The following is a 22,381-nucleotide window of genomic DNA, read 5'->3' on the forward strand; positions in this document are numbered from 1 at the left end:
CTGTTATGAGCTGCTCCTTTTTAGATGTTATGGTCTACCCGCCATTTTCTGTTTACGCCAGCTTAAGATTCTTTTCGGATGTAAATAGACAAGTCCTAGAATGAACCCTGTTACTAAACCGCCTAAATGTGCATAGACATTCACATTTGGTTGAAGAAAAGTCATAATGACACTGATGACGATGATTGGTAAAATGAGCTTACGAAGCATTGGCATTGTACGACGCGTATAGTAAACCAATGCCCCAAAAGCACCAAAAATACCAAAAATAGCCCCACTTGCACCAAGACTCGTATAACTACTATCATAGAATACATAGGTTGCCATGTTGCCTACAATGCCTGAAACTAAATAAATTGTAATGAAGCGTGCTTTGCCTGCGATTTTTTCTAGCTCTGGTCCAAAGAGATATAATGAAAACATATTAAAAAACGTATGCATAAATCCTGCATGTAAAAACATTGCAGAAAATACACGCCACCATTCACCACTTTGAATCAGGAAATTTGCTTGGATTCCGAAATTCCACAAAAGTGTTCCTATGCCGGGTAAAAGAGACAATACATAGAGAATTAGATTAATTGCTATTAACGTTGAAACAATAGGGTAATACTTTGTGTATTGCTTAAAATTTTCTGTTCTACTAAACATGGCTCCACCTCAACTTACATTTATTATACATGCCTTGTTGGAAATTGGTAAAGGAGAAGGTCATATGATTAAGGGAATTGGTCTCGACATTGTAGAAATAGACCGTATTGCAAAAGCGATGAAACGTACAAATAAATTTAAAGACCGTATTCTAACCGATAAGGAAAAAAGTTTATTTGAAGCCTATTCAGAAACTCGTAAAATAGAATTTTTGGCAGGACGATTTGCTGCTAAAGAAGCATTTTCGAAAGCGATGGGAACTGGCCTTGGGGAACAATGTAAGCTCCATGATATGGAGATATTAAAGGGGGAGGCAGGGAATCCGATTTTATATTTTAAAGGGGAGCTTGTCAATGGATTTGTTAGTATTACACATTCCAAGCAATATGCAGCCGCTCAAGTAATCTTATTAGAATAATGTTTAACTTGTCTAAAAGGTTGGCTTAGAAATTTAAATATATTGCTCTTTCTTCAAATGACATAACTGACAAATACGGTTCATATATTGTCGTAGTGGATTTGAAAGAAGAAAGGGTGAAAGCGTGGGCAACCGTATAGTTAAATGGCTCGTCTTACTTTGTACGATATTACTTCTGTCGGCATGTGGTGCAGCCTCACAGGAAAAAGTGTTGAAGAAAGTGAATGGTAAATGGGCAGAGACTAATGGCTATGAGTTAAATGCAACGATGGAGATTAAATCTGGAGGAGAGCCAAGAAATTATGATGTTACAGTATGGCATACAAAACCAGATTTCTATCGAGTAGAGGTAATGGAAAGTGGGAAAGATGTTTCACAAATGATTGTGCGTAATGCTGATGGCGTTTTTGTTGTAACACCGACATTAAACAAAATGTATAAGTTCCAAAGCGATTGGCCGAAGAAAAATAGTCAAGCCTATTTAATTGGAGCTCTAGCAGAAGATTTAGCGGAAGATAAAAATCTTGTCATGAAAGAGGAAGAAAAAGCATATATATTTGAAGCGGCTACTAGAAACAGCTATAAGAATAGTATGCCTCATCAAGTGATTACAGTAGATAAGAAAACGCTATTGCCAACTTCTGTTGTCATTATGAATGATGTAAAAGAAGAACAAATTCGCATTAACTTTAAGAAAATTAAGCTAGGTGTACAACATGCTGCAAAAGAGTATGCAGTTGAGCAATTTACAGATAAAGATAACACGAAAGGTGAACAAGCTACACCTACTGACAAAGAGGGGCAAGAAGAACAAGACGACAAAGAAGCTGTTGGTGCAGAGGTTGAATATCAAGAATTCCAAACACATTATCCTGTCTTAAGTTGGGCACAGTTGGCTAATGAGAAAGTTGTGCAGGAAGGTGGAATGGAAAGAGTTATCTTAACATTCGATGGTGAAAAGGCATTTACAGTTATGCAACAACCAGTTACGAAGGAAAGCGCAATGTTGCCAGTTGCATCACCTGGTGATCCTGTTGACCTAGGCTTTACAATTGGTGCTATTACAGATACATCGATTAGTTGGGAAAAAGATGGTGTTGAATTCTTTGTAGCTTCAAGCAAATTAACACGAGAAGAAATGATTGAAGTTGCTACATCCATGACGATAAGTAGTATGAAGTAGTAACTTTCTAGCTACAGCTTTCAAAAATGAAGGCTGTAGCTTATTGCCAATATGAAAGTAGTTTTCACCGTTTAGAAATTGTTAAGTCACATTGTTTAAAGTGAAAATAATAAAATAATTTCTCTTACTATTGGACAAGCTAAAAATGAAATGTATGTAATACATAATGTTTTAATTAAAAATAAAGAGGGTATTCTTATGAAGACACAGCAATATTTTCGACCAACCAAAGCAATGATAAATTTGAAAGCAATCCAACAAAACGTTAAAAATTTAAAAGAGTTTTTACAACCTAATGTTCAAATAATTGCTGTAGTAAAGGCAAATGCATACGGTCACGGAGATGTAGCTGTTGCAAGGGCAGCTCTTGAGGCTGGTGCCACAATTCTTGCGGTTGCTACGCCCGATGAGGCATTACATATTCGAGCACATTTTGAAGAACCAGACATACTAGTATTAGGAGCATCTCCAGTTTCATTTGCGCCATATGCTGCACAGCAGCGTATAATTCTTACAGTCTTTGCAGAAGATTGGATTCAGCAAGCTGCTCCTCTGTTAGCAAACGAATCACTTCCTTTACGACTACATATAAAAGTAGATAGCGGGATGGGGAGAATAGGCATTCGCTCAGAGCAAGAATTATTAGCCCTATATCAAACAATACAGTCTATAGATAACGTGGAAATTGATGGAATTTTTACACATTTTGCAACAGCAGATGAAGAAGAAACAACTTACTTTAATCAGCAAGTACAGTTATTTGAGAGATGTTTATCCGAAATGCCTTTTAAGCCTAGACTTGTTCATGCAGCCAATACAGCAGCCTCCTTTATAAAGGATTCACACTTACAATATGACGCTGTTAGATATGGAATTTCTATGTATGGATTAGCACCTTCATCTTACGTGGAAAGCAATTTACCATTTCCATTACATCCTGCATTTGCGCTTGAAAGTGAACTTGTTCATGTGAAGCAAATCAAATCAGGTGATTCGGTTGGATATGGAGCTACATATGTTGCTCCAACAGATATGTGGATAGGAACGATTCCGATTGGTTACGCGGATGGTGTTATTCGCAAGTTGGGCGGACAAGAGGTATTAATTGATGGCCAAAGAATGCCGATTATCGGACGAATTTGTATGGACCAATGTATGGTTGCACTACCAAAAGCATATGCTATAGGTGAGAAGGTAACACTCATTGGCCAACAAGGGCAGAGTGTAATTTCTGTTGATGAATGGGCAACTAAACTTGATACAATTAATTATGAAGTACCATGCATTATAACTGCAAGAGTTCCTAGAATATACTTTTAATTAATCTTCATAAGAAATAGTCTCTTATAGATAGTAATCATTCTCTTGAATAGTTTCAATGTAGTGTAAAGAGTAACGTTCCGACATAAAAAGTTGAATTTAGCAAGCAAACAAACTGGAGAACTTTGTTTCATTTCAAACTTTAAGTGACTCATATTTGGAAACGTATTGCAATGATAATTATTCAGCATATACCTTCGACAACCAACATATTTTTACAATTTGTACTTCAAATTGTCAGATATTTTGTCATTTCATGTCTTTTCAACAATATCTTTCAATGATAGAATGGGAAGTAATGAAAAGTGTATGGTTCCGTTGGAGGTGCTTGCTGTGTACGAGAAAAAGTTAAGAGAAGCTACAATTGCTGTTCAAGACAGACTATTTCTACAAACAAAGGAAGTAATTGAAGGTGAATCTTTTGTGCGTATTTTGGCGCGCAAAAATTTAATGCAGGAGCAACCAAATCAAATACGGGAAGCTATGATAAAAGGATATGTTGAAATGTCTCATATTAATTTAATGATTGCGAGTGAATGCTTGCATGCAGAATATGAAGCACAGCATATGGTGGAGCGTCTCGTTAGCGGGGGATGACACTTTGAATGTAAAACGTGGTGACGTTTTTTTTGCAGACTTATCACCGGTAATAGGTTCTGAGCAAGGAGGCACTAGACCGGTGCTGATTATTCAAAATGATATTGGCAATCGATTTAGTCCGACTGTCATCATCGCAGCTATCACTGCACAGATTCAAAAGGCAAAGTTACCGACACACGTTGAAATCAATGCTGAAAAGTATGGTTTTGAACGTGATTCGGTTATTTTGCTAGAACAAGTGCGGACAATTGATAAGTCAAGATTGACGGATCGTATTACGCAACTTGATCATGCTGTGATGGAAAAAGTAGATGGGGCGTTGATGATTAGTTTAGGTCTGGTTAAATTTTGATATACATATGTGTATAGAAGCATCGAGATAATTAAATCTCGATGCTTTTTTTGTTCGACATCCTCAGTACCTTTTTACCATAATTTCAACTTACTAATTTACTTAAATTTGCTTTTATCTCTCTACAGACATGAAAGTTAATTGTGCCTGATGGTTCATTTTCAGAACAATAGAACTGCTAAGGTTAAAAAATACTCCAGCTAAAGGTACGAATATTGTAGTAGGACTTTTCAATCAAGCTCGAAAAAATCCGGAAGTAATAGCGCTAAGGTGTAATTGATAAATAATACAAAAAGTTTTAAGATATATTCAAGATTTGTAATAAAAATAGATTTTTGAAAAAATTCTTAAAAGGTATATGAAATTTTACATAGAATATTCCATTCTATAGAGGTTATTAAATTTATATGAAGTCAGGTCGAACTAAAGTGTAAGAGTATTACTCCGTAAGGAAATGGAGGGACAGCAGTGACATGTAAGTCTTCGGTTGAAATTATTACAGAATGGGATATTGTTGCAGCAAGACAACTGGGGCGCAAGGAAGCAAAAGCACTTGGATTTGGCACTGTTGATCAGGCTCGCATCACCACAGCAGTAAGTGAATTAGCAAGAAATATATATTTATATGCGAGTATTGGTAGAATTGAGATTGAAAGAATTGAGACGGAAACTGAAAAGAAAATAGTGGTTATTGCAACTGATCAAGGACCAGGTATTGAAGATGTTCGAAAAGTAATGGGAGAAGGCTATTCTACTTCTGGAGGGCTAGGCGCTGGTTTACCGGGCGTTAAGCGATTGATGGACAGCTTAGATATTCAATCTGTAGTTGGGGTAGGTACAACAATAAGGGCGGAAAAATGGTTGCGTTAGGACGTGAAGAAATTGAAACAATTAGAAGCACAGTATAGAAAAATATTATCAGATTTTATTGTTAATCAAACTGAAAGAAATTTATATATCGCTCAAAATTTCACACGTCAGTTAATTCAAAAAAATATATCTCCAGAGGATGTTGTTAGTATTCACAAAAATGCTGTTGAACAAATATTCCCTAATCAAATGAATGAAACACAACCAGCCTATGATTTTCTTATTGAAGTAATGGTGCATTATGGCATGGCCCATAGAGAGCACCAAAGCTTACTGCAAAAACAAGCAGAATATGAGATGGAAATGAAAATAGCAACAAACATTCAAAATACTCAATTGAAAACACATGTACCACAGCTACAAAGTTTTGATATAGGAATGATTTCGGTTCCGATACGTAAAATGAATGGAGACTATGTCCATTTTTTTCATGACGGTGACGAATATTTAAGTGTAGCTGTAACAGATGTTGTTGGAAAGGGAGTGCCGGCGGCTTTATGTATGTCGATGGTGAAGTATGGTCTTGAAACATTGGTATATGCATATAAAGATCCCTCCTATGTTTTAGAAGTTATTAATAGGGTAATAGAAAAAGGTGTAGATGATAGTATGTTTGTTTCCATGTTTTATGGGTGCTTAGATGTACAACAAAATATCTTTGCCTACGCCTCAGCAGGTCACGAGCCAGCGTTGCATTACAGTGCTAAGGAAGATCAATTTATTTCCTTAGATGCTAAAGGTTTATTACTTGGTGTATTGCCAGAAACAACATATTCGTTTCATGAAATCGTTTTAGAAGAAAATGATTTAGTAATTATGATGACGGATGGAGTAACAGAATTTAGAGCACAGGAAAGCTTAAATTCACGAGAGGTTATTACTGCTTTAATTAAGGAGAATAAGCATTTAACAGCTCAGCAATTGTGCCAAATTCTTTATAAGGAAATAGAGAAAGTGCAGAATTTTAAACTAACTGATGATTTTACTGTAGTTATTTTAAAAAAATAGGTTTACGTTTTAATTGAACAGGGAAGAGAAAATAGTCTAACAAATATGGTGGAGGTGTGCTATATGGACGTGACAATACATTTTAAAGAAATTGATCATAAATTATTTGGTTTTGTTGAAGGTGAAATTGATACATTTACTGCTTCTGGATTACGAGAGGAATTAGAAGCTGTAAAGATAACTGAAGGGTTAGAGATTGAACTTGATTTATCAAAGGTAAATTACATGGATAGTACAGGTCTTGGGATTTTTGTTGCCTTTTATAAAAGAGCGTTACGTGAAAATGGCAAAGTAAAGCTGGTTGGTTTATCAAATAGATTAAAAAGATTGTTTGAAATTACAGGACTAAGTGATTTGATGGATATCGAAACTGATAAAAAGGTGGAATTAAGATAATGAAGGAATTTGACTATATTGAAATTAGAGTTCCTGCTAAACCGCAATTTGTCAGTGTCATTCGATTAACTGTCTCGGGCTTAGCTAGTAGGATCGGTTTTAATTATGATGATATCGAAGACTTAAAAATTGCAGCAAGTGAAGCTGTAACGAATGTTGTTCACCATGCTTATAAAGAAGATGAAGAAGGCGAAATTGTCATTGGATGTGCGCTATACGACAATAAAATGGAAATGATGATTGCGGATTATGGCAATAGCTTTAATTTCGAAGAGATCAAGTCTAAGATTGGACCATATCATCCTGAAGAAAGTATTGCGGGGCTTAGAGAAGGTGGTTTAGGACTTTATTTAATGGAAACTTTGATGGATGAGGTGATGATCAATAACGATGGTGGCGTAACTGTCTTTATGACAAAGTATGTCACTAGGGAGCAGGTGGAAAAAAATGTCGAAAGAATCACTACATAAATCTTCATCCAAGGAAGATGTACTAAAGTGGATTGAATTGTACCAGTCAACGGAGGATGATGAAGCACAAACAAACTTAGTGATTCATTATCGATATCTAGTTGAATCAATAGCACGTAAATATTCGAATGGTAAATCTTACTATGATGATATTGTTCAAGTAGGGATGCTGGGTTTATTAGGTGCAATCAGACGTTTTGATCCGAATGTTGGTCGTAGTTTTGAGGCATTTGCGGTGCCAACGATAGTTGGGGAAATTAAGCGATTTTTACGTGATAAAACATGGGATGTTCACGTGCCTAGACGAATAAAAGAACTAGGACCGAGAATCAAATCAACGGTGGAGGCGCTGACAATTGAACTACAGCGCTCTCCTTCTATTAAAGATATTGCAGAACGCTTAGAGGTTGCTGAAGAAGAAGTTTTAGAAGCTATGGAAATGAGCCGTAGTTATCAAGCTCTTTCTATGGATCATTCGATAGAGTCAGATTCAGATGGTAGTACAGTCACGTTATTCGATATTTTGGGTAGAGAAGATGACGGCTACGAAATAACTGATAAACGAATGATCGTTGCTGATGCGCTAGTTGTGTTGAATGAGAGAGAAAAACAGATTATTCAGCTTACATATTTAGAGCAACTTAGTCAAAAAGAAGCTGGAGAACGATTAGGAATTTCTCAAATGCATGTATCAAGAATACAAAGAAAAGCAATAAAGAAATTACAAGAGGCTATTCTAGCGAGTGGCAGTGTTTCGCTCTAATCTATCTATCGGTTTGTTAATATGCAAAAAAATAGTCTACTCAAACAGATATGAGTAGACTATTTTTTTGCATTTTTAGTAAAGTGTAATGGTAAAATGAAAAGAAAAAGGGTAGTGATGATGTGGAACAAAAACAAATGTTACAGCTCATTGCAAAAGATGTAGCGGTCAAACCAGGGCAAGTAGATGCTGTTATAAAATTATTAGAAGAGGGAAACACGGTACCATTTATTGCGCGTTATCGTAAAGAAGTAACAGGATCTCTCGATGAAGTGCAGATTAAAGCTGTAGAGGATCGTTATCACTACATACAGCAACTTGAACAACGGAAAGAGGAGGTTATCCGTTTAATTCAGGAACAGGATAAACTTACGCCCGAATTAGAAAAGGCGATTCTTTCAGCAACAGTCTTACAGCGCGTGGAGGATTTATACAGACCGTATAAGCAAAAACGACGTACAAAGGCAACTGTTGCGAAAGAAAAAGGCTTAGAACCACTGGCAGACCTTCTATTAGCATTTAGTAATGATACATTAGAGCAATTAGCTGTTGATTTTGTAGATAATGAACAAGTTGCCAATACAGAGGAAGCTCTAATGGGAGCTCGAGATATTTTAGCAGAACGTTTTGCTGATGATGCTGCAATTCGTGAGAAAATCCGTGCGTACTCATGGAAAGATGGAGTCCTTGTAACAACTGTAAAAAATGCTGAAATCGATGAAAAAAATGTTTTTGAAATGTATTACGAGTACGAAGAGCCTGTTAGTCGTATCGTTCCACACCGTATTTTAGCCATCAACAGAGGAGAGAAAGAAGAAGTTTTAAAGGTTTCAATCCATGTACCAGTGGATCGAGTATTAATGATTATGTGGAAGGAATGGATACCTGCCACTGGTTCATCTCCTGCTATTGCAGAAGTTAAACTAGCTATAGAAGATTCATACAAGCGTTTAATTCAGCCTTCTATTGAAAGGGAATTACGAAATGAGCTTACAGAAAAAGCGGAGGCTCAAGCTATTCACATCTTCTCTGAAAATTTACGAAATTTATTACTGCAACCACCAATGAAAGGGAAATATGTATTGGGAGTTGACCCGGCTTACCGCACAGGCTGTAAGCTAGCGGTTGTAGATGAAACTGGGAAAATGCTAGAGGTAACAGCTATTTATCCACATCCCCCTAAGCCCGATGTGGCAAAATCTAAAGCTACGGTGAAAGGTATTTTAGCTAAGTATCCAATAAGTATAATTGCAATCGGTAACGGAACAGCATCCAGAGAAACGGAACAATTTATTGCGGACGTATTAAGTGAAATTACGACCGATGTGGCTTATGTTATTGTCAATGAAGCGGGAGCGTCTGTCTACTCGGCGTCTGATATTGCACGTGCAGAATTTCCTGATTTACAGGTTGAGCAACGCAGTGCTGTTTCCATTGCACGCCGTTTGCAGGATCCTTTATCAGAGTTGGTGAAAATTGAACCAAAAGCAGTAGGGGTAGGTCAATATCAACACGATGTTTCTCAAAAAAAATTAAATGAATCGCTAACATTTATAGTAGAAACAGCTGTTAACCAAGTGGGGGTTGATGTTAACACAGCTTCCTCATCACTCTTACAATATGTTTCTGGTTTATCGAAAACAGTTGCTGAGAATATCGTGAAGATGCGAGAGGAAAATGGTCAATTTACTACACGAGCACAATTAAAGAAGATTCCAAGGCTTGGTGCTAAAACTTATGAACAAGCTATTGGATTCTTGCGTGTTCCTGAAGCAAAAAATCCATTTGATGCGACGGGAATTCACCCTGAGAGCTACAAACTTGCTGAGCAAATTTTAGCTGAGGCACAAATAGATAAAAAAGAGCTCGGAACATCCAAGGCAGAAGCAGCAATTGCAGCTTTAGATATTGACAAGTTAAGTGAAGTTCTTGGCATAGGCGTTGTGACCATTCAAGATATCGTGGATACTTTAATGAAACCAAGCCGAGACCCACGTGATGCCTTCCCACAACCATTGCTGAAAACCGATGTGTTGAAAATGGAAGATTTAAAAATAGGGATGGAGCTCCAAGGGACAGTTCGAAATGTAGTAGATTTCGGTGCATTTGTTGATATTGGAGTGAAACAAGACGGACTTGTGCATATTTCTAAACTACAAACTAAGCGCATTAAACATCCATTAGAAGTTGTAGCTTTAGGTGATATTGTCACTGTTTGGGTTGAACAAATAGACGTAAATAAAGGGCGTATTTCTTTAACAATGCTTCCGCCTAAAAATCAAACATTAGAATAAGTAATAAATTTTTACCACACTGTCTATACTACGCAGTGTGGTATTCTTGTTGTTAGAGGTGATCATTATGAACAATGAGGAATTACAACAGCTTGTTCGTCGCTTATCCTTGGAAAGTTTTCAAAAGCCATTTCAACATCAAGCCTACTTTAACGCTAGATTACGTTCAACAGGAGGGCGGTATCTTTTACAATCCCATAATATAGAAATTAATCCTAAAGCCTTTGAGCTATATGGCGTTAAGGAAATTGAAGGTATAGTCCTGCATGAACTATGTCATTATCATTTACATATAGAAGGTAAAGGGTATCAACATCGAGATCAAGACTTTCGGGCATTATTAAAAAAAGTAAATGCACCTCGATTTTGCTCAGTTTTACAACCTCCTAAAGCATCAACTACCAAATATAGTCGTCGTTATACTTATACTTGTGTCAATTGCCAACAATTATATGTTCGAAAAATAAAAATGAATGTTGAAAAGTATTGTTGTAGCAAGTGTTTGGGGAGATTAAAACTATTAGAGTAAAAAAATAAAAAAACAGTTGACGTTTTATTAAGTTGTCCCTATAATAGTAAAAGTCGACAAGATAACGACGACAACATTACATGATTATTCCGAAGTAGCTCAGTTGGTAGTAGCACCTGACTGTTAATCAGGTTGTCGCAGGTTCGAGTCCTGCCTTCGGAGCCATGGCCCCTTGGTCAAGTGGTTAAGACACCGCCCTTTCACGGCGGTAACACGGGTTCGAATCCCGTAGGGGTCATTTTCTTTATATTTTAAATTACAATAATTTGGTCCCGTGGTGTAGCGGTTAACATGCCTGCCTGTCACGCAGGAGATCGCCGGTTCGATCCCGGTCGGGACCGCCACTTATTGGGGTATAGCCAAGCGGTAAGGCAACGGATTTTGATTCCGTCATGCCTAGGTTCGAATCCTAGTACCCCAGCCATTCATTTCTTAATTTGAGCCATTAGCTCAGTTGGTAGAGCATCTGACTTTTAATCAGAGGGTCGAAGGTTCGAGTCCTTCATGGCTCATCTTATTTTAAGAAAAAAGGTTGACTTTTTTGGTTATCGTAGTATAATGAGAAAGTTACTAATCGAATGCGGTCGTGGCGGAACGGCAGACGCGCTAGGTTGAGGGCCTAGTGGGGGCAACCCCGTGGAGGTTCAAGTCCTCTCGGCCGCACCAAGTCATTTAATTTTATATGCGCCCGTAGCTCAATTGGATAGAGCGTCTGACTACGGATCAGAAGGTTGTGGGTTCGACTCCTGCCGGGCGCGCCAATTTTAAACAATAAATACGCGGGTGTAGTTTAATGGTAAAACCTCAGCCTTCCAAGCTGATGTCGTGAGTTCGATTCTCATCACCCGCTCCAAAAAAAGTGTTGACAACCAAATGGTTGTGTGATAACATAAAGAAGTTGTCTGAAAGACGACGTTATGAACCTTGAAAACTGAACAAGCAAAACGTAATCAATAAAGTTTTAAGTAACTAGTTTCGGCTAGTGAACAAAACAAAATTTTGGACATCAAAATTGATGCCAGCAAAACAATTTGAGCTAATCAAATTTCTTTTATGGAGAGTTTGATCCTGGCTCAGGACGAACGCTGGCGGCGTGCCTAATACATGCAAGTCGAGCGAACAGAGAAGGAGCTTGCTCCTTTGACGTTAGCGGCGGACGGGTGAGTAACACGTGGGCAACCTACCTTATAGTTTGGGATAACTCCGGGAAACCGGGGCTAATACCGAATAATCTGTTCCACCTCATGGTGGAACACTGAAAGACGGTTTCGGCTGTCGCTATAAGATGGGCCCGCGGCGCATTAGCTAGTTGGTGAGGTAACGGCTCACCAAGGCGACGATGCGTAGCCGACCTGAGAGGGTGATCGGCCACACTGGGACTGAGACACGGCCCAGACTCCTACGGGAGGCAGCAGTAGGGAATCTTCCACAATGGGCGAAAGCCTGATGGAGCAACGCCGCGTGAGTGAAGAAGGTTTTCGGATCGTAAAACTCTGTTGTAAGGGAAGAACAAGTACAGTAGTAACTGGCTGTACCTTGACGGTACCTTATTAGAAAGCCACGGCTAACTACGTGCCAGCAGCCGCGGTAATACGTAGGTGGCAAGCGTTGTCCGGAATTATTGGGCGTAAAGCGCGCGCAGGCGGTCCTTTAAGTCTGATGTGAAAGCCCACGGCTCAACCGTGGAGGGTCATTGGAAACTGGGGGACTTGAGTGCAGAAGAGGAAAGTGGAATTCCAAGTGTAGCGGTGAAATGCGTAGAGATTTGGAGGAACACCAGTGGCGAAGGCGACTTTCTGGTCTGTAACTGACGCTGAGGCGCGAAAGCGTGGGGAGCAAACAGGATTAGATACCCTGGTAGTCCACGCCGTAAACGATGAGTGCTAAGTGTTAGGGGGTTTCCGCCCCTTAGTGCTGCAGCTAACGCATTAAGCACTCCGCCTGGGGAGTACGGTCGCAAGACTGAAACTCAAAGGAATTGACGGGGGCCCGCACAAGCGGTGGAGCATGTGGTTTAATTCGAAGCAACGCGAAGAACCTTACCAGGTCTTGACATCCCGTTGACCACTGTAGAGATATAGTTTCCCCTTCGGGGGCAACGGTGACAGGTGGTGCATGGTTGTCGTCAGCTCGTGTCGTGAGATGTTGGGTTAAGTCCCGCAACGAGCGCAACCCTTGATCTTAGTTGCCATCATTTAGTTGGGCACTCTAAGGTGACTGCCGGTGACAAACCGGAGGAAGGTGGGGATGACGTCAAATCATCATGCCCCTTATGACCTGGGCTACACACGTGCTACAATGGACGATACAAACGGTTGCCAACTCGCGAGAGGGAGCTAATCCGATAAAGTCGTTCTCAGTTCGGATTGTAGGCTGCAACTCGCCTACATGAAGCCGGAATCGCTAGTAATCGCGGATCAGCATGCCGCGGTGAATACGTTCCCGGGCCTTGTACACACCGCCCGTCACACCACGAGAGTTTGTAACACCCGAAGTCGGTGAGGTAACCTTTTGGAGCCAGCCGCCGAAGGTGGGATAGATGATTGGGGTGAAGTCGTAACAAGGTAGCCGTATCGGAAGGTGCGGCTGGATCACCTCCTTTCTAAGGATTATTTCGGAATACAAACCTAGGGTTTGTAAGATTACGTTTTGCGTTCAGTTTTGAAGGTTCATTCTTCCGAATGAAATACTTCAAAACTTGTTCTTTGAAAACTGGATAAAACGACATTGAAATTGTAACAAACACATTTATTTTTTAAGTTTTTTTATAGGCTTAATAACATTAGTAAGGTTTCAAGACACAAGCAGTTCTAGGAAGCAATCGAGTAAATGAAGGAGCGTACTTCAGTACGTGACTGATTGAACGAGTGAAGCTGACAACGAAATGCGATGTGTATTGAAAGCTGTAGGTTAAGTTATTAAGGGCGCACGGCGAATGCCTTGGCACTAGGAGCCGAAGAAGGACGGCACTAACACCGATATGCTTCGGGGAGCTGTAAGTGAGCTTTGATCCGGAGATTTCCGAATGGGGGAACCCACTACGTTTAATCGCGTAGTATCTTGACGTGAATACATAGCGTCTTGAAGGCAGACCCAGGGAACTGAAACATCTAAGTACCTGGAGGAAGAGAAAGAAAAATCGATTCCCTGAGTAGCGGCGAGCGAAACGGGAAGAGCCCAAACCAAGAGGCTTGCCTCTTGGGGTTGTAGGACACTCTATACGGAGTTACAAAAGAGCGAGTTAGATGAAGCGACTTGGAAAGGTCCGCCAGAGCAGGTAAAAGCCCTGTAGTCGAAAGTTCGTTCTCTCCTGAGTGGATCCTGAGTACGGCGGAACACGTGAAATTCCGTCGGAATCCGGGAGGACCATCTCCCAAGGCTAAATACTACCTAGTGACCGATAGTGAACCAGTACCGTGAGGGAAAGGTGAAAAGCACCCCGGAAGGGGAGTGAAAGAGATCCTGAAACCGTGTGCCTACAAGTAGTTAGAGCCCGTTAATGGGTGATAGCGTGCCTTTTGTAGAATGAACCGGCGAGTTACGATTACGTGCGAGGTTAAGCTTTAGAAGGCGGAGCCGCAGCGAAAGCGAGTCTGAATAGGGCGAAATAGTACGTGGTCGTAGACCCGAAACCAGGTGATCTACCCATGTCCAGGGTGAAGGTAAGGTAACACTTACTGGAGGCCCGAACCCACGCACGTTGAAAAGTGCGGGGATGAGGTGTGGGTAGCGGAGAAATTCCAATCGAACTTGGAGATAGCTGGTTCTCTCCGAAATAGCTTTAGGGCTAGCCTCGTGATGAGAATACTGGAGGTAGAGCACTGTTTGGACTAGGGGGCCATCCCGGTTTACCGAATTCAGACAAACTCCGAATGCCAGATATTTATACACGGGAGTCAGACTGCGAGTGATAAGATCCGTAGTCAAAAGGGAAACAGCCCAGACCACCAGCTAAGGTCCCAAAGTAATCGTTAAGTGGAAAAGGATGTGGCGTTGCACAGACAACCAGGATGTTGGCTTAGAAGCAGCCATCATTTAAAGAGTGCGTAATAGCTCACTGGTCGAGTGACGCTGCGCCGAAAATGTATCGGGGCTAAACGATTCACCGAAGCTGTGGATTGACATCTACGATGTCAGTGGTAGGAGAGCGTTCTAAGTGCGTTGAAGTCAGACCGGAAGGACTGGTGGAGCGCTTAGAAGTGAGAATGCCGGTATGAGTAGCGAAAGACGGGTGAGAATCCCGTCCACCGTATGACTAAGGTTTCCTGAGGAAGGCTCGTCCGCTCAGGGTTAGTCGGGACCTAAGCCGAGGCCGACAGGCGTAGGCGATGGACAACAGGTTGATATTCCTGTACCACCTCCTCACCGTTTGAGAAATGGGGGGACGCAGTAGGATAGGGTAAGCGCGCTGTTGGTTATGCGCGTCCAAGCAGTAAGGCGTGTGTGTAGGCAAATCCGCACACTGTAACGTTGAGCTGTGATGGCGAGTCCGTATGGACGAAGTTCCTGATTTCACACTGCCAAGAAAAGCCTCTATCGAGGTGAGAGGTGCCCGTACCGCAAACCGACACAGGTAGTCGAGGAGAGAATCCTAAGGTGTGCGAGAGAACTCTCGTTAAGGAACTCGGCAAAATGACCCCGTAACTTCGGGAGAAGGGGTGCTCTTGAGCGTGCAAGCGCATGAGAGCCGCAGTGAATAGGCCCAGGCGACTGTTTAGCAAAAACACAGGTCTCTGCAAAACCGTAAGGTGACGTATAGGGGCTGACGCCTGCCCGGTGCTGGAAGGTTAAGAGGAGTGGTTAGCGCAAGCGAAGCTGCGAATTGAAGCCCCAGTAAACGGCGGCCGTAACTATAACGGTCCTAAGGTAGCGAAATTCCTTGTCGGGTAAGTTCCGACCCGCACGAAAGGCGTAACGATCTGGGCACTGTCTCAACGAGAGACTCGGTGAAATTATAGTACCTGTGAAGATGCAGGTTACCCGCGACAGGACGGAAAGACCCCGTGGAGCTTTACTGTAGCCTGATATTGAATTTTGGTACAACTTGTACAGGATAGGTAGGAGCCAGAGATCTCGGAGCGCCAGCTTCGAAGGAGGCGTCGGTGGGATACTACCCTGGTTGTATTGAAATTCTAACCCATGCCCCTTAGCGGGGCAGGAGACAGTGTCAGGCGGACAGTTTGACTGGGGCGGTCGCCTCCTAAAAGGTAACGGAGGCGCCCAAAGGTTCCCTCAGAATGGTTGGAAATCATTCGTAGAGTGTAAAGGCACAAGGGAGCTTGACTGCGAGACCTACAAGTCGAGCAGGGTCGAAAGACGGGCTTAGTGATCCGGTGGTTCCGCATGGAAGGGCCATCGCTCAACGGATAAAAGCTACCCCGGGGATAACAGGCTTATCTCCCCCAAGAGTCCACATCGACGGGGAGGTTTGGCACCTCGATGTCGGCTCATCGCATCCTGGGGCTGTAGTCGGTCCCAAGGGTTGGGCTGTTCGCCCATTAAAGCGGTACGCGAGCTGGGTTCAGAACGTCGTGAGACAGTTCGGTCCCTATCCGTCGTGGGCGTAGGAAATTTGAGAGGAGCTGTCCTTAGTACGAGAGGACCGGGATGGACACACCGCTGGTGTACCAGTTGTCTTGCCAAAGGCATCGCTGGGTAGCTATGTGTGGACGGGATAAGTGCTGAAAGCATCTAAGCATGAAGCCCCCCTCAAGATGAGATTTCCCATTACGCAAGTAAGTAAGATCCCTCAAAGACGATGAGGTAGATAGGTTCGAGGTGGAAGTGTGGTGACACATGGAGCTGACGAATACTAATCGATCGAGGACTTAACCAAATTGTTTGAAGCATTCAATGCGCCGTTTATCCAGTTTTGAAAGAATAATCTTTCAAAAAAGAGAGCTTCAAGACACAAGTAGAACAAGGAAGCAACCGAGTGATTGAGGGAGCGTACTTCTGTACGTGACTGATTGAGCGAGAGCAGCTGACGCAGTAATACGCCGTGTATTGAAGGTCGAACATAGTCTAGTGATGATGGCAAAGAGGTCACACCCGTTCCCATACCGAACACGGAAGTTAAGCTCTTTAGCGCCGATGGTAGTTGGGGGCTTCCCCCTGTGAGAGTAGGACGTCGCTAGGCAAGAAAGCAGTCAGCTGTGAGCTGGCTGTTTTTTTATTTAAAAAATCAAAGAATAATTACATTTGTAATTATTCTTTGATGTTATTGTTTATTTATAAAATAATGAGTTCCTTTGGAGAGTGGGTAAGTACTTCCACACCGTCTTTCTTAATGATAACGTCATCCTCGATACGTACGCCGCCTATATTGGGTATATAAATACCTGGTTCAACTGTTAATACCATATTCTCTTCTAGAATATCTTCACAGACCGTAGACATAAATATATTTTCATGGATATCTAATCCTATACCATGTCCTGCACCATGTCCATAATTATGTCCATAACCTTTTGCTGTAATATAGTCACGAGTATAGCTATCTGCCTCTCGTCCTGTAATACCTGCTCTCATTTTGGAAAGGGCATGTTGGAGAGAGTCATAAACGATTTGGTATACTTCCTTTAAGTGGTCTGATGGCTCCCCAATTGCAATCGTTCTAGTCATATCCGAACGATAGCCTTGAAAATAAGCGCCAAAATCCATTATCAGCATATCACCTTGCTCAACTACTTTAGAGGACGCTACACCATGCGGTAATGCTGAACGATAACCTGAAGCGATAATCATGTCAAAGGCTGCCCCAGTGGCACCATTTTTTCGCATATGAGATTCTAATGCATGGGCAATATCAAGTTCAGAAATGCCTGGTTCAATGATAGTTAAAATATATTTAAATGCCTCATCCGAAATCCATGCTGCTTTTTTTATTATTTCAATTTCTTCGGGTGTTTTAATCTTTCGTAAATCTTCTACAATAGTAGACAATGGCTTCAATGTGGCTGTCAATTTATTATTCATTAATTGATAACTATGATATGTAACATGATGTTGCTCAAAACCTGCTGTTTTAATTGAATCCTGTTCAAAAATTTCCTGAATGGTTTCATATAAACGGTTGCGATCAATTTCTAGAACCTCAAAAGCTTTACATTGATCCTTTGCCTGTTGTGTATAGCGGAAGTCTACTAATAAGAGAGCGCGAGTGTTTGTTACGATAACTGTTCCTGCACTGCCTGTAAACCCTGTTAAATAACGGCGATTCTGAGCGTTTGTAATAATAATTGCGTCCATATCCTGTCCTTGTAAAGATTGTCGTAATTCGTTTAATTTTGACATATAATTTTCCCCCTTTACGTTAACTATACTGCAAATTTTGCATCATGTTTAGAGTCTACAAAAAATAGATACGTAGATAATTTTTGAATAAAAAATATGAAAATATTTGTTGCATATCTAATTTTTTTATGATATATTTATAAATGTCTTAAAGAGGTCCCGTGGTGTAGCGGTTAACATGCCTGCCTGTCACGCAGGAGATCGCCGGTTCGATCCCGGTCGGGACCGCCATTTATAATTAAATATATAGCCCTTATGATTGTTAAAGTCATAAGGGCTTTATTGTGTTCAATCGGATATTCATTCAGTTATACACCTCCAAAGTGGACTTTTTCAAATATGCTGGAAGCGTCAATGTTAAACTTCATGAGGACCTAGTTCATAGCGTATCAACATTGGGGCTTAAAGCTTTATAGTCGGCGAAGGACTCATGACGAACCTACCGTTATTTTATAAAAAATAACATCTAACGTCCTAAATAGCTCATCAAATTCTCTTAGAAAGATGTCTAATCGCTGTAAAAGCTTTTTATAAGTGTAATAAATAAAACTTATTGCATATATTTAATATTATCTAAAGATAGTAAAAATTACCGATAAATGATGGCGTTTCTATAAGGTAAAATTAGATATGTTTCTAAAATAAAAATTAGGGGTAAACATTAGAAGTAATCGGATTGGCTACGGAGGTGTTAATATGAGCAAAGACTATTCTTTTAAACGTCTTTATTTACCTTTGCTTATTGGTTCCATGATATTGATGGTAGGCTGTGGAGATCCTATTATAGAGATAGAAGAATCAAATGCGTATCACTGGCAAAAAAATATGAATGAAGCAGAATTTGAGAAATTAAAAAATGATATGTCATATATTGAAGTAGTAGAAACAGTAGGCGGCGCAGGTAAAAAGATCAAAAATAATGAATATCGGTGGAATGATGAAATCCTGATGACACAGGCTTATTTATTGAAATTTAAGAATGATAAACTAATTGATAAAGAGATTATTGCTGTTAAAGGCCATTCCAATAGATAGATAGTTGACACGTCTTCACAATAGAAGGCGTGTTTTTTTAATTCAATGGTTACCCTTCTTACAAGCACAATATCAAAGCCAAGACACATTGCTTCTTTAGTTAGAACCATTTCAGCAAGATATAATTCATATTGGATGCTTTGAACATTTCCGCTAGTTTAGGTAAACTAGAGGTAATGTAGTGATGAGAGGAAAAAGAGTATGTATGAAATAATCATGAATTCAGTTGATGATACAGAACGCTTTGCCGTGAAGCTAGCAAATTTACTAGAAGCGCAAGACACCATAACATTAGAGGGGGATCTAGGCGCTGGTAAGACAACATTTACAAAAGCTTTAGCGAAGGGACTTGGAGTCAAAAGAACAGTCAACAGCCCAACTTTTACGATTGTTAAGCAGTATGAGGGAAGGTTACCCTTTAATCATTTAGATGTCTATCGGTTAGCAGAAAGTGATGAGGATCTTGGTTGGGATGAATTGTTTTATGGAGATGCGGTATCAGTGATCGAATGGGCACATTTAATTGAACAAGATTTGCCACAGGATCGCTTGGCGATAGAGATTTACCGAATCGGAGAAAATGAACGACGCTTTGTATTATTACCTCGTGGGGAACGCTATGAGGCACTATGTGAGGAGCTAATGAAATGATTTGGTTAGGAATAGAAACAGCGAATACACCGCTTTCTGTTGCAGTTGTGAAGGATGGCAAAGTGGTGGCCGAAATGATACAAAATATAAAATTAACCCATTCAGCAGGTGCGATGCCAGCTATTGAGGAGATACTAGCTCGAGTAGGTATTAAACCAAACGAATTGGATGCAATTGCCGTATCTGAAGGGCCAGGTTCTTATACAGGTGTCCGTATAGGAGTGACGCTAGCCAAAACCCTTGCATGGACATTGCAGAAGCCTTTAGTGGGGATATCTAGTTTAAAGGCATTAGCTGCAAATGCCGCCTTATATAATGGGTTGGTTTGCCCAATTTTTGACGCAAGAAGAGGCAATGTCTATACGGCCGTTTATCAAGGCCAAGCATTAGAGGCTATTGTCGAGGATTATCATACACATATCACTGATTTATTAGAGCGTTTGAAGGCATTAGAGGCACCTATTTTGTTTGTGGGAACAGATGTAGATATTTTTTGGGACAATATTGTAGAAGTTCTTGGTGATACAGCAGTACGTGCACCATTTAGTCTTGACTTGCCACGAGCGGCGGAAGTAATTCGTGTTGCGACTAAAATGGAACTTCCAAGTGTTGAAGCTACCCATCACTTTGTCCCACAATATAAACGTATTGCGGAAGCAGAGGCAAATTGGCTGAAAGAACAGAAGGAGAAGGAACATGAGTAGTACTGTAACTTATCGTAAAATGGTCTCTGATGATGTACCTGCAGTCTATGAAATTGAAGTGGCTTCTTTTCCTGTGCCATGGACACTAGATTCATTTTACTATGAGGTACATGAAAATCAGTATGCACACTATGTATTAGCCATCGATGCAGATGACACTATTATTGGTTTTTGTGGCATGTGGATGGTTATAGATGCAGCCCAAATTACAAATGTAGCTGTTATAGAAGCAGCACGTGGCCGAGGGATAGGCGAGGGGCTAATGCGTGAGGCGATGCAAATAGCTCGTTTACACGGAATGGAAGTTATGACTTTAGAGGTACGTGTGACAAATAGCATTGCGCAAAACCTTTATCGCAAGCTACAGTTCCAAGATGGTGGCATACGTAAAGGCTATTATACTGATAACGGGGAGGATGCCCTTGTCATGTGGGTGAATTTATAATGAAAAATGGATTGATATTAGCAATAGAATCGAGCTGTGATGAAACAGCAGCAGCAATCATTCGAAATGGACATGAAATCGTATCGAATGTGGTTGCTTCTCAAATAGAAAGTCATAAGCGATTTGGTGGCGTTGTACCTGAAATTGCCTCACGTCATCATGTCGAACAAATTACAATGGTGATAGAAGAGGCATTAGCACAAGCTAAGTTAAAGCCAGAAGATTTAGATGCGGTTGCTGTTACAGAGGGTCCTGGTCTAGTAGGGGCCTTGTTGATTGGCATTAATGCGGCTAAGGCTTTTGCTTTTGCAAACAACTTGCCGATTGTTGGTGTACATCATATTGCGGGTCATATTTATGCAAATGCACTCGTTCAGCCAATGGAATTTCCCTTATTAGCACTTGTCGTATCAGGTGGTCATACAGAGCTTGTCTATATGAAGGAACATGGTTCTTTCGAGGTCATTGGTGAAACGCGAGATGATGCAGCTGGAGAAGCCTATGATAAAGTGGCACGTGTATTAAATTTACCTTACCCAGGTGGCCCACGTATTGATCAGCTTGCTCATGAGGGCGAAGAGGCTGTTCCATTTCCAAGGGTATGGCTAGAAGAGGATTCTTACGATTTTAGTTTTAGTGGCTTAAAATCAGCCGTCATTAATTATAAACATAATATGGATCAAAGAGGTGAAGACATTTCACCCGCAGCTGTTGCAAAAGGCTTCCAGGAAAGTGTTGTAGAAGTATTAACTGCTAAAACGTTGCGAGCTGCTCGACAATATCGAGTGAAACAGGTCATTGCAGCAGGCGGTGTAGCCGCGAATAAAGGCTTGCGTGCTTCATTAGAGGCTGTATTTTCAAAGGAAGGTATTCCGTTTTTTGTACCACCACTTAAATTGTGTACGGATAATGCGGCGATGATTGGTGCTGCAGCTATGCCAATGTTGGAAGCGGGCGTTAGAGGAAATTTAACGATGAATGGACGTCCAGGAATGGAATTAAAATCCTGGGTGTAGAGATGAAAGAGGTATCTATTTTTTAGATATCTCTTTTTGATTGTCGAAAATATGTAGATAATATAAGAATGATGCTAAGAGAATAGGTACTATTTAAGTTTAATTGACAAATTTTTCAGAAAATTATCCACAGGTAAAGTACTGAACTAAATAGCGAACACGCGTACTTATGCACAAAATGTTGATAACTTGTGCATAACTTGTGATTATTCAATATATAGTAGCTCTTTTTACGTGAATATATGTGGATAAAATAAATTTTGGTTGTGGACAATGTGGAAAACTCTGTTGATATGTTGGTATTACTAGATTTTTAGTGTGTATAAAACTGTGGGCATTTTTTGTCGAAAAATAGCACTTGACCAATATATATGAAAAAT

Annotated in this window: 19 protein-coding genes, 9 tRNA genes and 3 rRNA genes; 29 read left to right on the forward strand and 2 right to left on the reverse strand. The window is 40.6% G+C overall.

Going from position 1 to position 22,381, the window contains the following annotated elements:
• Positions 1–27 precede the first annotated feature (27 nt).
• Positions 28–651 (reverse strand): rhomboid family intramembrane serine protease, encoded by a 624-nt coding sequence (locus ABC382_RS17810; protein ID WP_274794683.1) that lies wholly within the window; start codon positions 649–651, stop codon positions 28–30.
• A 64-nt stretch (positions 652–715) separates the two neighbouring features.
• Between ABC382_RS17810 and acpS the strand changes: the two genes are divergently transcribed.
• The 23 genes from acpS to rrf all read left to right on the forward strand — a co-directional run bounded on the left by acpS (position 716) and on the right by rrf (position 16,993).
• A complete protein-coding gene (gene acpS, locus ABC382_RS17815; protein ID WP_312506961.1) occupies positions 716–1,069 on the forward strand; it encodes a holo-ACP synthase in 354 nt (117 codons plus the stop codon).
• A gap of 124 nt (positions 1,070–1,193) precedes the next feature.
• On the forward strand, positions 1,194–2,252 hold the full coding sequence (locus ABC382_RS17820; RefSeq protein WP_274794680.1) for a LolA family protein: 1,059 nt from the start codon (positions 1,194–1,196) through the stop codon (positions 2,250–2,252).
• Between the two features lie 198 nt (positions 2,253–2,450).
• Complete coding sequence (gene alr / locus ABC382_RS17825; protein WP_312506960.1) at positions 2,451–3,572, forward strand: alanine racemase; 1,122 nt, start codon at positions 2,451–2,453, stop codon at positions 3,570–3,572.
• 333 nt (positions 3,573–3,905) lie between these two features.
• Positions 3,906–4,169: a hypothetical protein gene (locus ABC382_RS17830; RefSeq protein WP_004232053.1), complete on the forward strand. Its 264-nt coding sequence runs from the start codon at positions 3,906–3,908 to the stop codon at positions 4,167–4,169.
• A gap of 4 nt (positions 4,170–4,173) precedes the next feature.
• A complete protein-coding gene (locus tag ABC382_RS17835; RefSeq protein ID WP_004232054.1) occupies positions 4,174–4,524 on the forward strand; it encodes a type II toxin-antitoxin system PemK/MazF family toxin in 351 nt (116 codons plus the stop codon).
• Positions 4,525–4,992: 468 nt separating this feature from the next.
• On the forward strand, positions 4,993–5,394 hold the full coding sequence (locus tag ABC382_RS17840; protein ID WP_274794678.1) for an anti-sigma regulatory factor: 402 nt from the start codon (positions 4,993–4,995) through the stop codon (positions 5,392–5,394).
• Positions 5,395–5,451: 57 nt separating this feature from the next.
• A complete protein-coding gene (locus ABC382_RS17845) occupies positions 5,452–6,402 on the forward strand; it encodes a PP2C family protein-serine/threonine phosphatase (protein WP_274797385.1) in 951 nt (316 codons plus the stop codon).
• 63 nt (positions 6,403–6,465) lie between these two features.
• A complete protein-coding gene (locus tag ABC382_RS17850; RefSeq protein ID WP_322610598.1) occupies positions 6,466–6,798 on the forward strand; it encodes an STAS domain-containing protein in 333 nt (110 codons plus the stop codon).
• Positions 6,798–7,268, forward strand: a complete 471-nt coding sequence (gene rsbW, locus ABC382_RS17855) for an anti-sigma B factor RsbW (protein ID WP_274794677.1) — start codon at positions 6,798–6,800, stop codon at positions 7,266–7,268. Before ABC382_RS17850 ends, rsbW begins: the two co-directional genes overlap by 1 nt.
• Positions 7,246–8,031, forward strand: a complete 786-nt coding sequence (sigB, locus tag ABC382_RS17860; RefSeq protein ID WP_274794676.1) for an RNA polymerase sigma factor SigB — start codon at positions 7,246–7,248, stop codon at positions 8,029–8,031. The genes rsbW and sigB overlap by 23 nt, the downstream gene beginning before the upstream one ends.
• Positions 8,032–8,153: 122 nt before the next feature.
• The gene (locus ABC382_RS17865) at positions 8,154–10,325 is read left to right on the forward strand and encodes a Tex family protein (protein WP_274794675.1); all 2,172 of its coding nucleotides are present in this window, start codon (positions 8,154–8,156) and stop codon (positions 10,323–10,325) included.
• 67 nt (positions 10,326–10,392) lie between these two features.
• Positions 10,393–10,854 carry a SprT family protein gene (locus ABC382_RS17870; protein ID WP_274794674.1) on the forward strand — a complete coding sequence of 154 codons (462 nt, stop codon included), beginning with the start codon at positions 10,393–10,395 and terminating at the stop codon, positions 10,852–10,854.
• An 88-nt stretch (positions 10,855–10,942) separates the two neighbouring features.
• Positions 10,943–11,019 (forward strand) — tRNA-Asn (locus ABC382_RS17875).
• 1 nt (position 11,020) lies between these two features.
• Positions 11,021–11,092 (forward strand) — tRNA-Glu (locus ABC382_RS17880).
• Between the two features lie 30 nt (positions 11,093–11,122).
• Positions 11,123–11,198 (forward strand) — tRNA-Asp (locus ABC382_RS17885).
• 5 nt (positions 11,199–11,203) lie between these two features.
• Positions 11,204–11,278: transfer RNA gene (locus tag ABC382_RS17890), tRNA-Gln, on the forward strand.
• Positions 11,279–11,293: 15 nt separating this feature from the next.
• Positions 11,294–11,366 (forward strand) — tRNA-Lys (locus ABC382_RS17895).
• 68 nt (positions 11,367–11,434) lie between these two features.
• Positions 11,435–11,520 (forward strand) — tRNA-Leu (locus tag ABC382_RS17900).
• A gap of 18 nt (positions 11,521–11,538) precedes the next feature.
• Positions 11,539–11,615, forward strand: a tRNA-Arg gene (locus ABC382_RS17905).
• A gap of 18 nt (positions 11,616–11,633) precedes the next feature.
• Positions 11,634–11,707 (forward strand) — tRNA-Gly (locus ABC382_RS17910).
• Between the two features lie 197 nt (positions 11,708–11,904).
• A 16S ribosomal RNA gene (locus tag ABC382_RS17915) occupies positions 11,905–13,456 on the forward strand.
• Between the two features lie 306 nt (positions 13,457–13,762).
• Positions 13,763–16,690 (forward strand): 23S ribosomal RNA (locus tag ABC382_RS17920).
• A gap of 187 nt (positions 16,691–16,877) precedes the next feature.
• Positions 16,878–16,993: ribosomal RNA gene (gene rrf / locus ABC382_RS17925) — 5S ribosomal RNA — on the forward strand.
• Together the 16S, 23S and 5S rRNA genes with 8 tRNA genes alongside form the textbook arrangement of a ribosomal RNA operon.
• A 92-nt stretch (positions 16,994–17,085) precedes the next feature.
• Here rrf and ABC382_RS17930 read toward each other — a convergent pair.
• Positions 17,086–18,150 (reverse strand): M24 family metallopeptidase, encoded by a 1,065-nt coding sequence (locus ABC382_RS17930; RefSeq protein ID WP_322611898.1) that lies wholly within the window; start codon positions 18,148–18,150, stop codon positions 17,086–17,088.
• A gap of 155 nt (positions 18,151–18,305) precedes the next feature.
• On the opposite strand from ABC382_RS17930, the gene ABC382_RS17935 reads away from it, so the two are divergent.
• The 6 genes from ABC382_RS17935 (at position 18,306) to tsaD (ending at position 22,001) form a co-directional block, all read left to right on the forward strand.
• Positions 18,306–18,381 (forward strand) — tRNA-Asp (locus ABC382_RS17935).
• Positions 18,382–18,846: 465 nt separating this feature from the next.
• Positions 18,847–19,185: a hypothetical protein gene (locus tag ABC382_RS17940; protein WP_274794672.1), complete on the forward strand. Its 339-nt coding sequence runs from the start codon at positions 18,847–18,849 to the stop codon at positions 19,183–19,185.
• Positions 19,186–19,386: 201 nt separating this feature from the next.
• Positions 19,387–19,836, forward strand: a complete 450-nt coding sequence (tsaE, locus tag ABC382_RS17945; RefSeq protein WP_274794671.1) for a tRNA (adenosine(37)-N6)-threonylcarbamoyltransferase complex ATPase subunit type 1 TsaE — start codon at positions 19,387–19,389, stop codon at positions 19,834–19,836.
• On the forward strand, positions 19,833–20,540 hold the full coding sequence (tsaB, locus tag ABC382_RS17950; protein ID WP_274794670.1) for a tRNA (adenosine(37)-N6)-threonylcarbamoyltransferase complex dimerization subunit type 1 TsaB: 708 nt from the start codon (positions 19,833–19,835) through the stop codon (positions 20,538–20,540). Before tsaE ends, tsaB begins: the two co-directional genes overlap by 4 nt.
• Positions 20,533–20,985, forward strand: a complete 453-nt coding sequence (gene rimI, locus ABC382_RS17955) for a ribosomal protein S18-alanine N-acetyltransferase (protein ID WP_274794669.1) — start codon at positions 20,533–20,535, stop codon at positions 20,983–20,985. Before tsaB ends, rimI begins: the two co-directional genes overlap by 8 nt.
• A complete protein-coding gene (tsaD, locus tag ABC382_RS17960) occupies positions 20,985–22,001 on the forward strand; it encodes a tRNA (adenosine(37)-N6)-threonylcarbamoyltransferase complex transferase subunit TsaD (RefSeq protein WP_274794668.1) in 1,017 nt (338 codons plus the stop codon). Before rimI ends, tsaD begins: the two co-directional genes overlap by 1 nt.
• Positions 22,002–22,381 lie beyond the last annotated feature (380 nt).

Origin of the sequence: Lysinibacillus phoenicis, assembly GCF_047238325.1 — a bacterium.
GTDB lineage: Bacteria > Bacillota > Bacilli > Bacillales_A > Planococcaceae > Lysinibacillus > Lysinibacillus irui.

What these genes read in the sequence shown, in the direction of transcription:
- ABC382_RS17850 (WP_322610598.1), top strand. Translation starts at nt 6,466, where the DNA reads ATGGACGTGACAATACATTTTAAAGAAATTGATCATAAATTATTTGGT.
- rimI (WP_274794669.1), top strand. Translation starts at nt 20,533, where the DNA reads ATGAGTAGTACTGTAACTTATCGTAAAATGGTCTCTGATGATGTACCT.
- tsaD (WP_274794668.1), top strand. Translation starts at nt 20,985, where the DNA reads ATGAAAAATGGATTGATATTAGCAATAGAATCGAGCTGTGATGAAACA.
- sigB (WP_274794676.1), top strand. Translation starts at nt 7,246, where the DNA reads ATGTCGAAAGAATCACTACATAAATCTTCATCCAAGGAAGATGTACTA.
- alr (WP_312506960.1), top strand. Translation starts at nt 2,451, where the DNA reads ATGAAGACACAGCAATATTTTCGACCAACCAAAGCAATGATAAATTTG.
- ABC382_RS17870 (WP_274794674.1), top strand. Translation starts at nt 10,393, where the DNA reads ATGAACAATGAGGAATTACAACAGCTTGTTCGTCGCTTATCCTTGGAA.
- tsaE (WP_274794671.1), top strand. Translation starts at nt 19,387, where the DNA reads ATGTATGAAATAATCATGAATTCAGTTGATGATACAGAACGCTTTGCC.
- ABC382_RS17940 (WP_274794672.1), top strand. Translation starts at nt 18,847, where the DNA reads ATGAGCAAAGACTATTCTTTTAAACGTCTTTATTTACCTTTGCTTATT.
- tsaB (WP_274794670.1), top strand. Translation starts at nt 19,833, where the DNA reads ATGATTTGGTTAGGAATAGAAACAGCGAATACACCGCTTTCTGTTGCA.
- ABC382_RS17810 (WP_274794683.1), bottom strand. Translation starts at nt 651, where the DNA reads ATGTTTAGTAGAACAGAAAATTTTAAGCAATACACAAAGTATTACCCT.
- ABC382_RS17930 (WP_322611898.1), bottom strand. Translation starts at nt 18,150, where the DNA reads ATGTCAAAATTAAACGAATTACGACAATCTTTACAAGGACAGGATATG.
- rsbW (WP_274794677.1), top strand. Translation starts at nt 6,798, where the DNA reads ATGAAGGAATTTGACTATATTGAAATTAGAGTTCCTGCTAAACCGCAA.
- acpS (WP_312506961.1), top strand. Translation starts at nt 716, where the DNA reads ATGATTAAGGGAATTGGTCTCGACATTGTAGAAATAGACCGTATTGCA.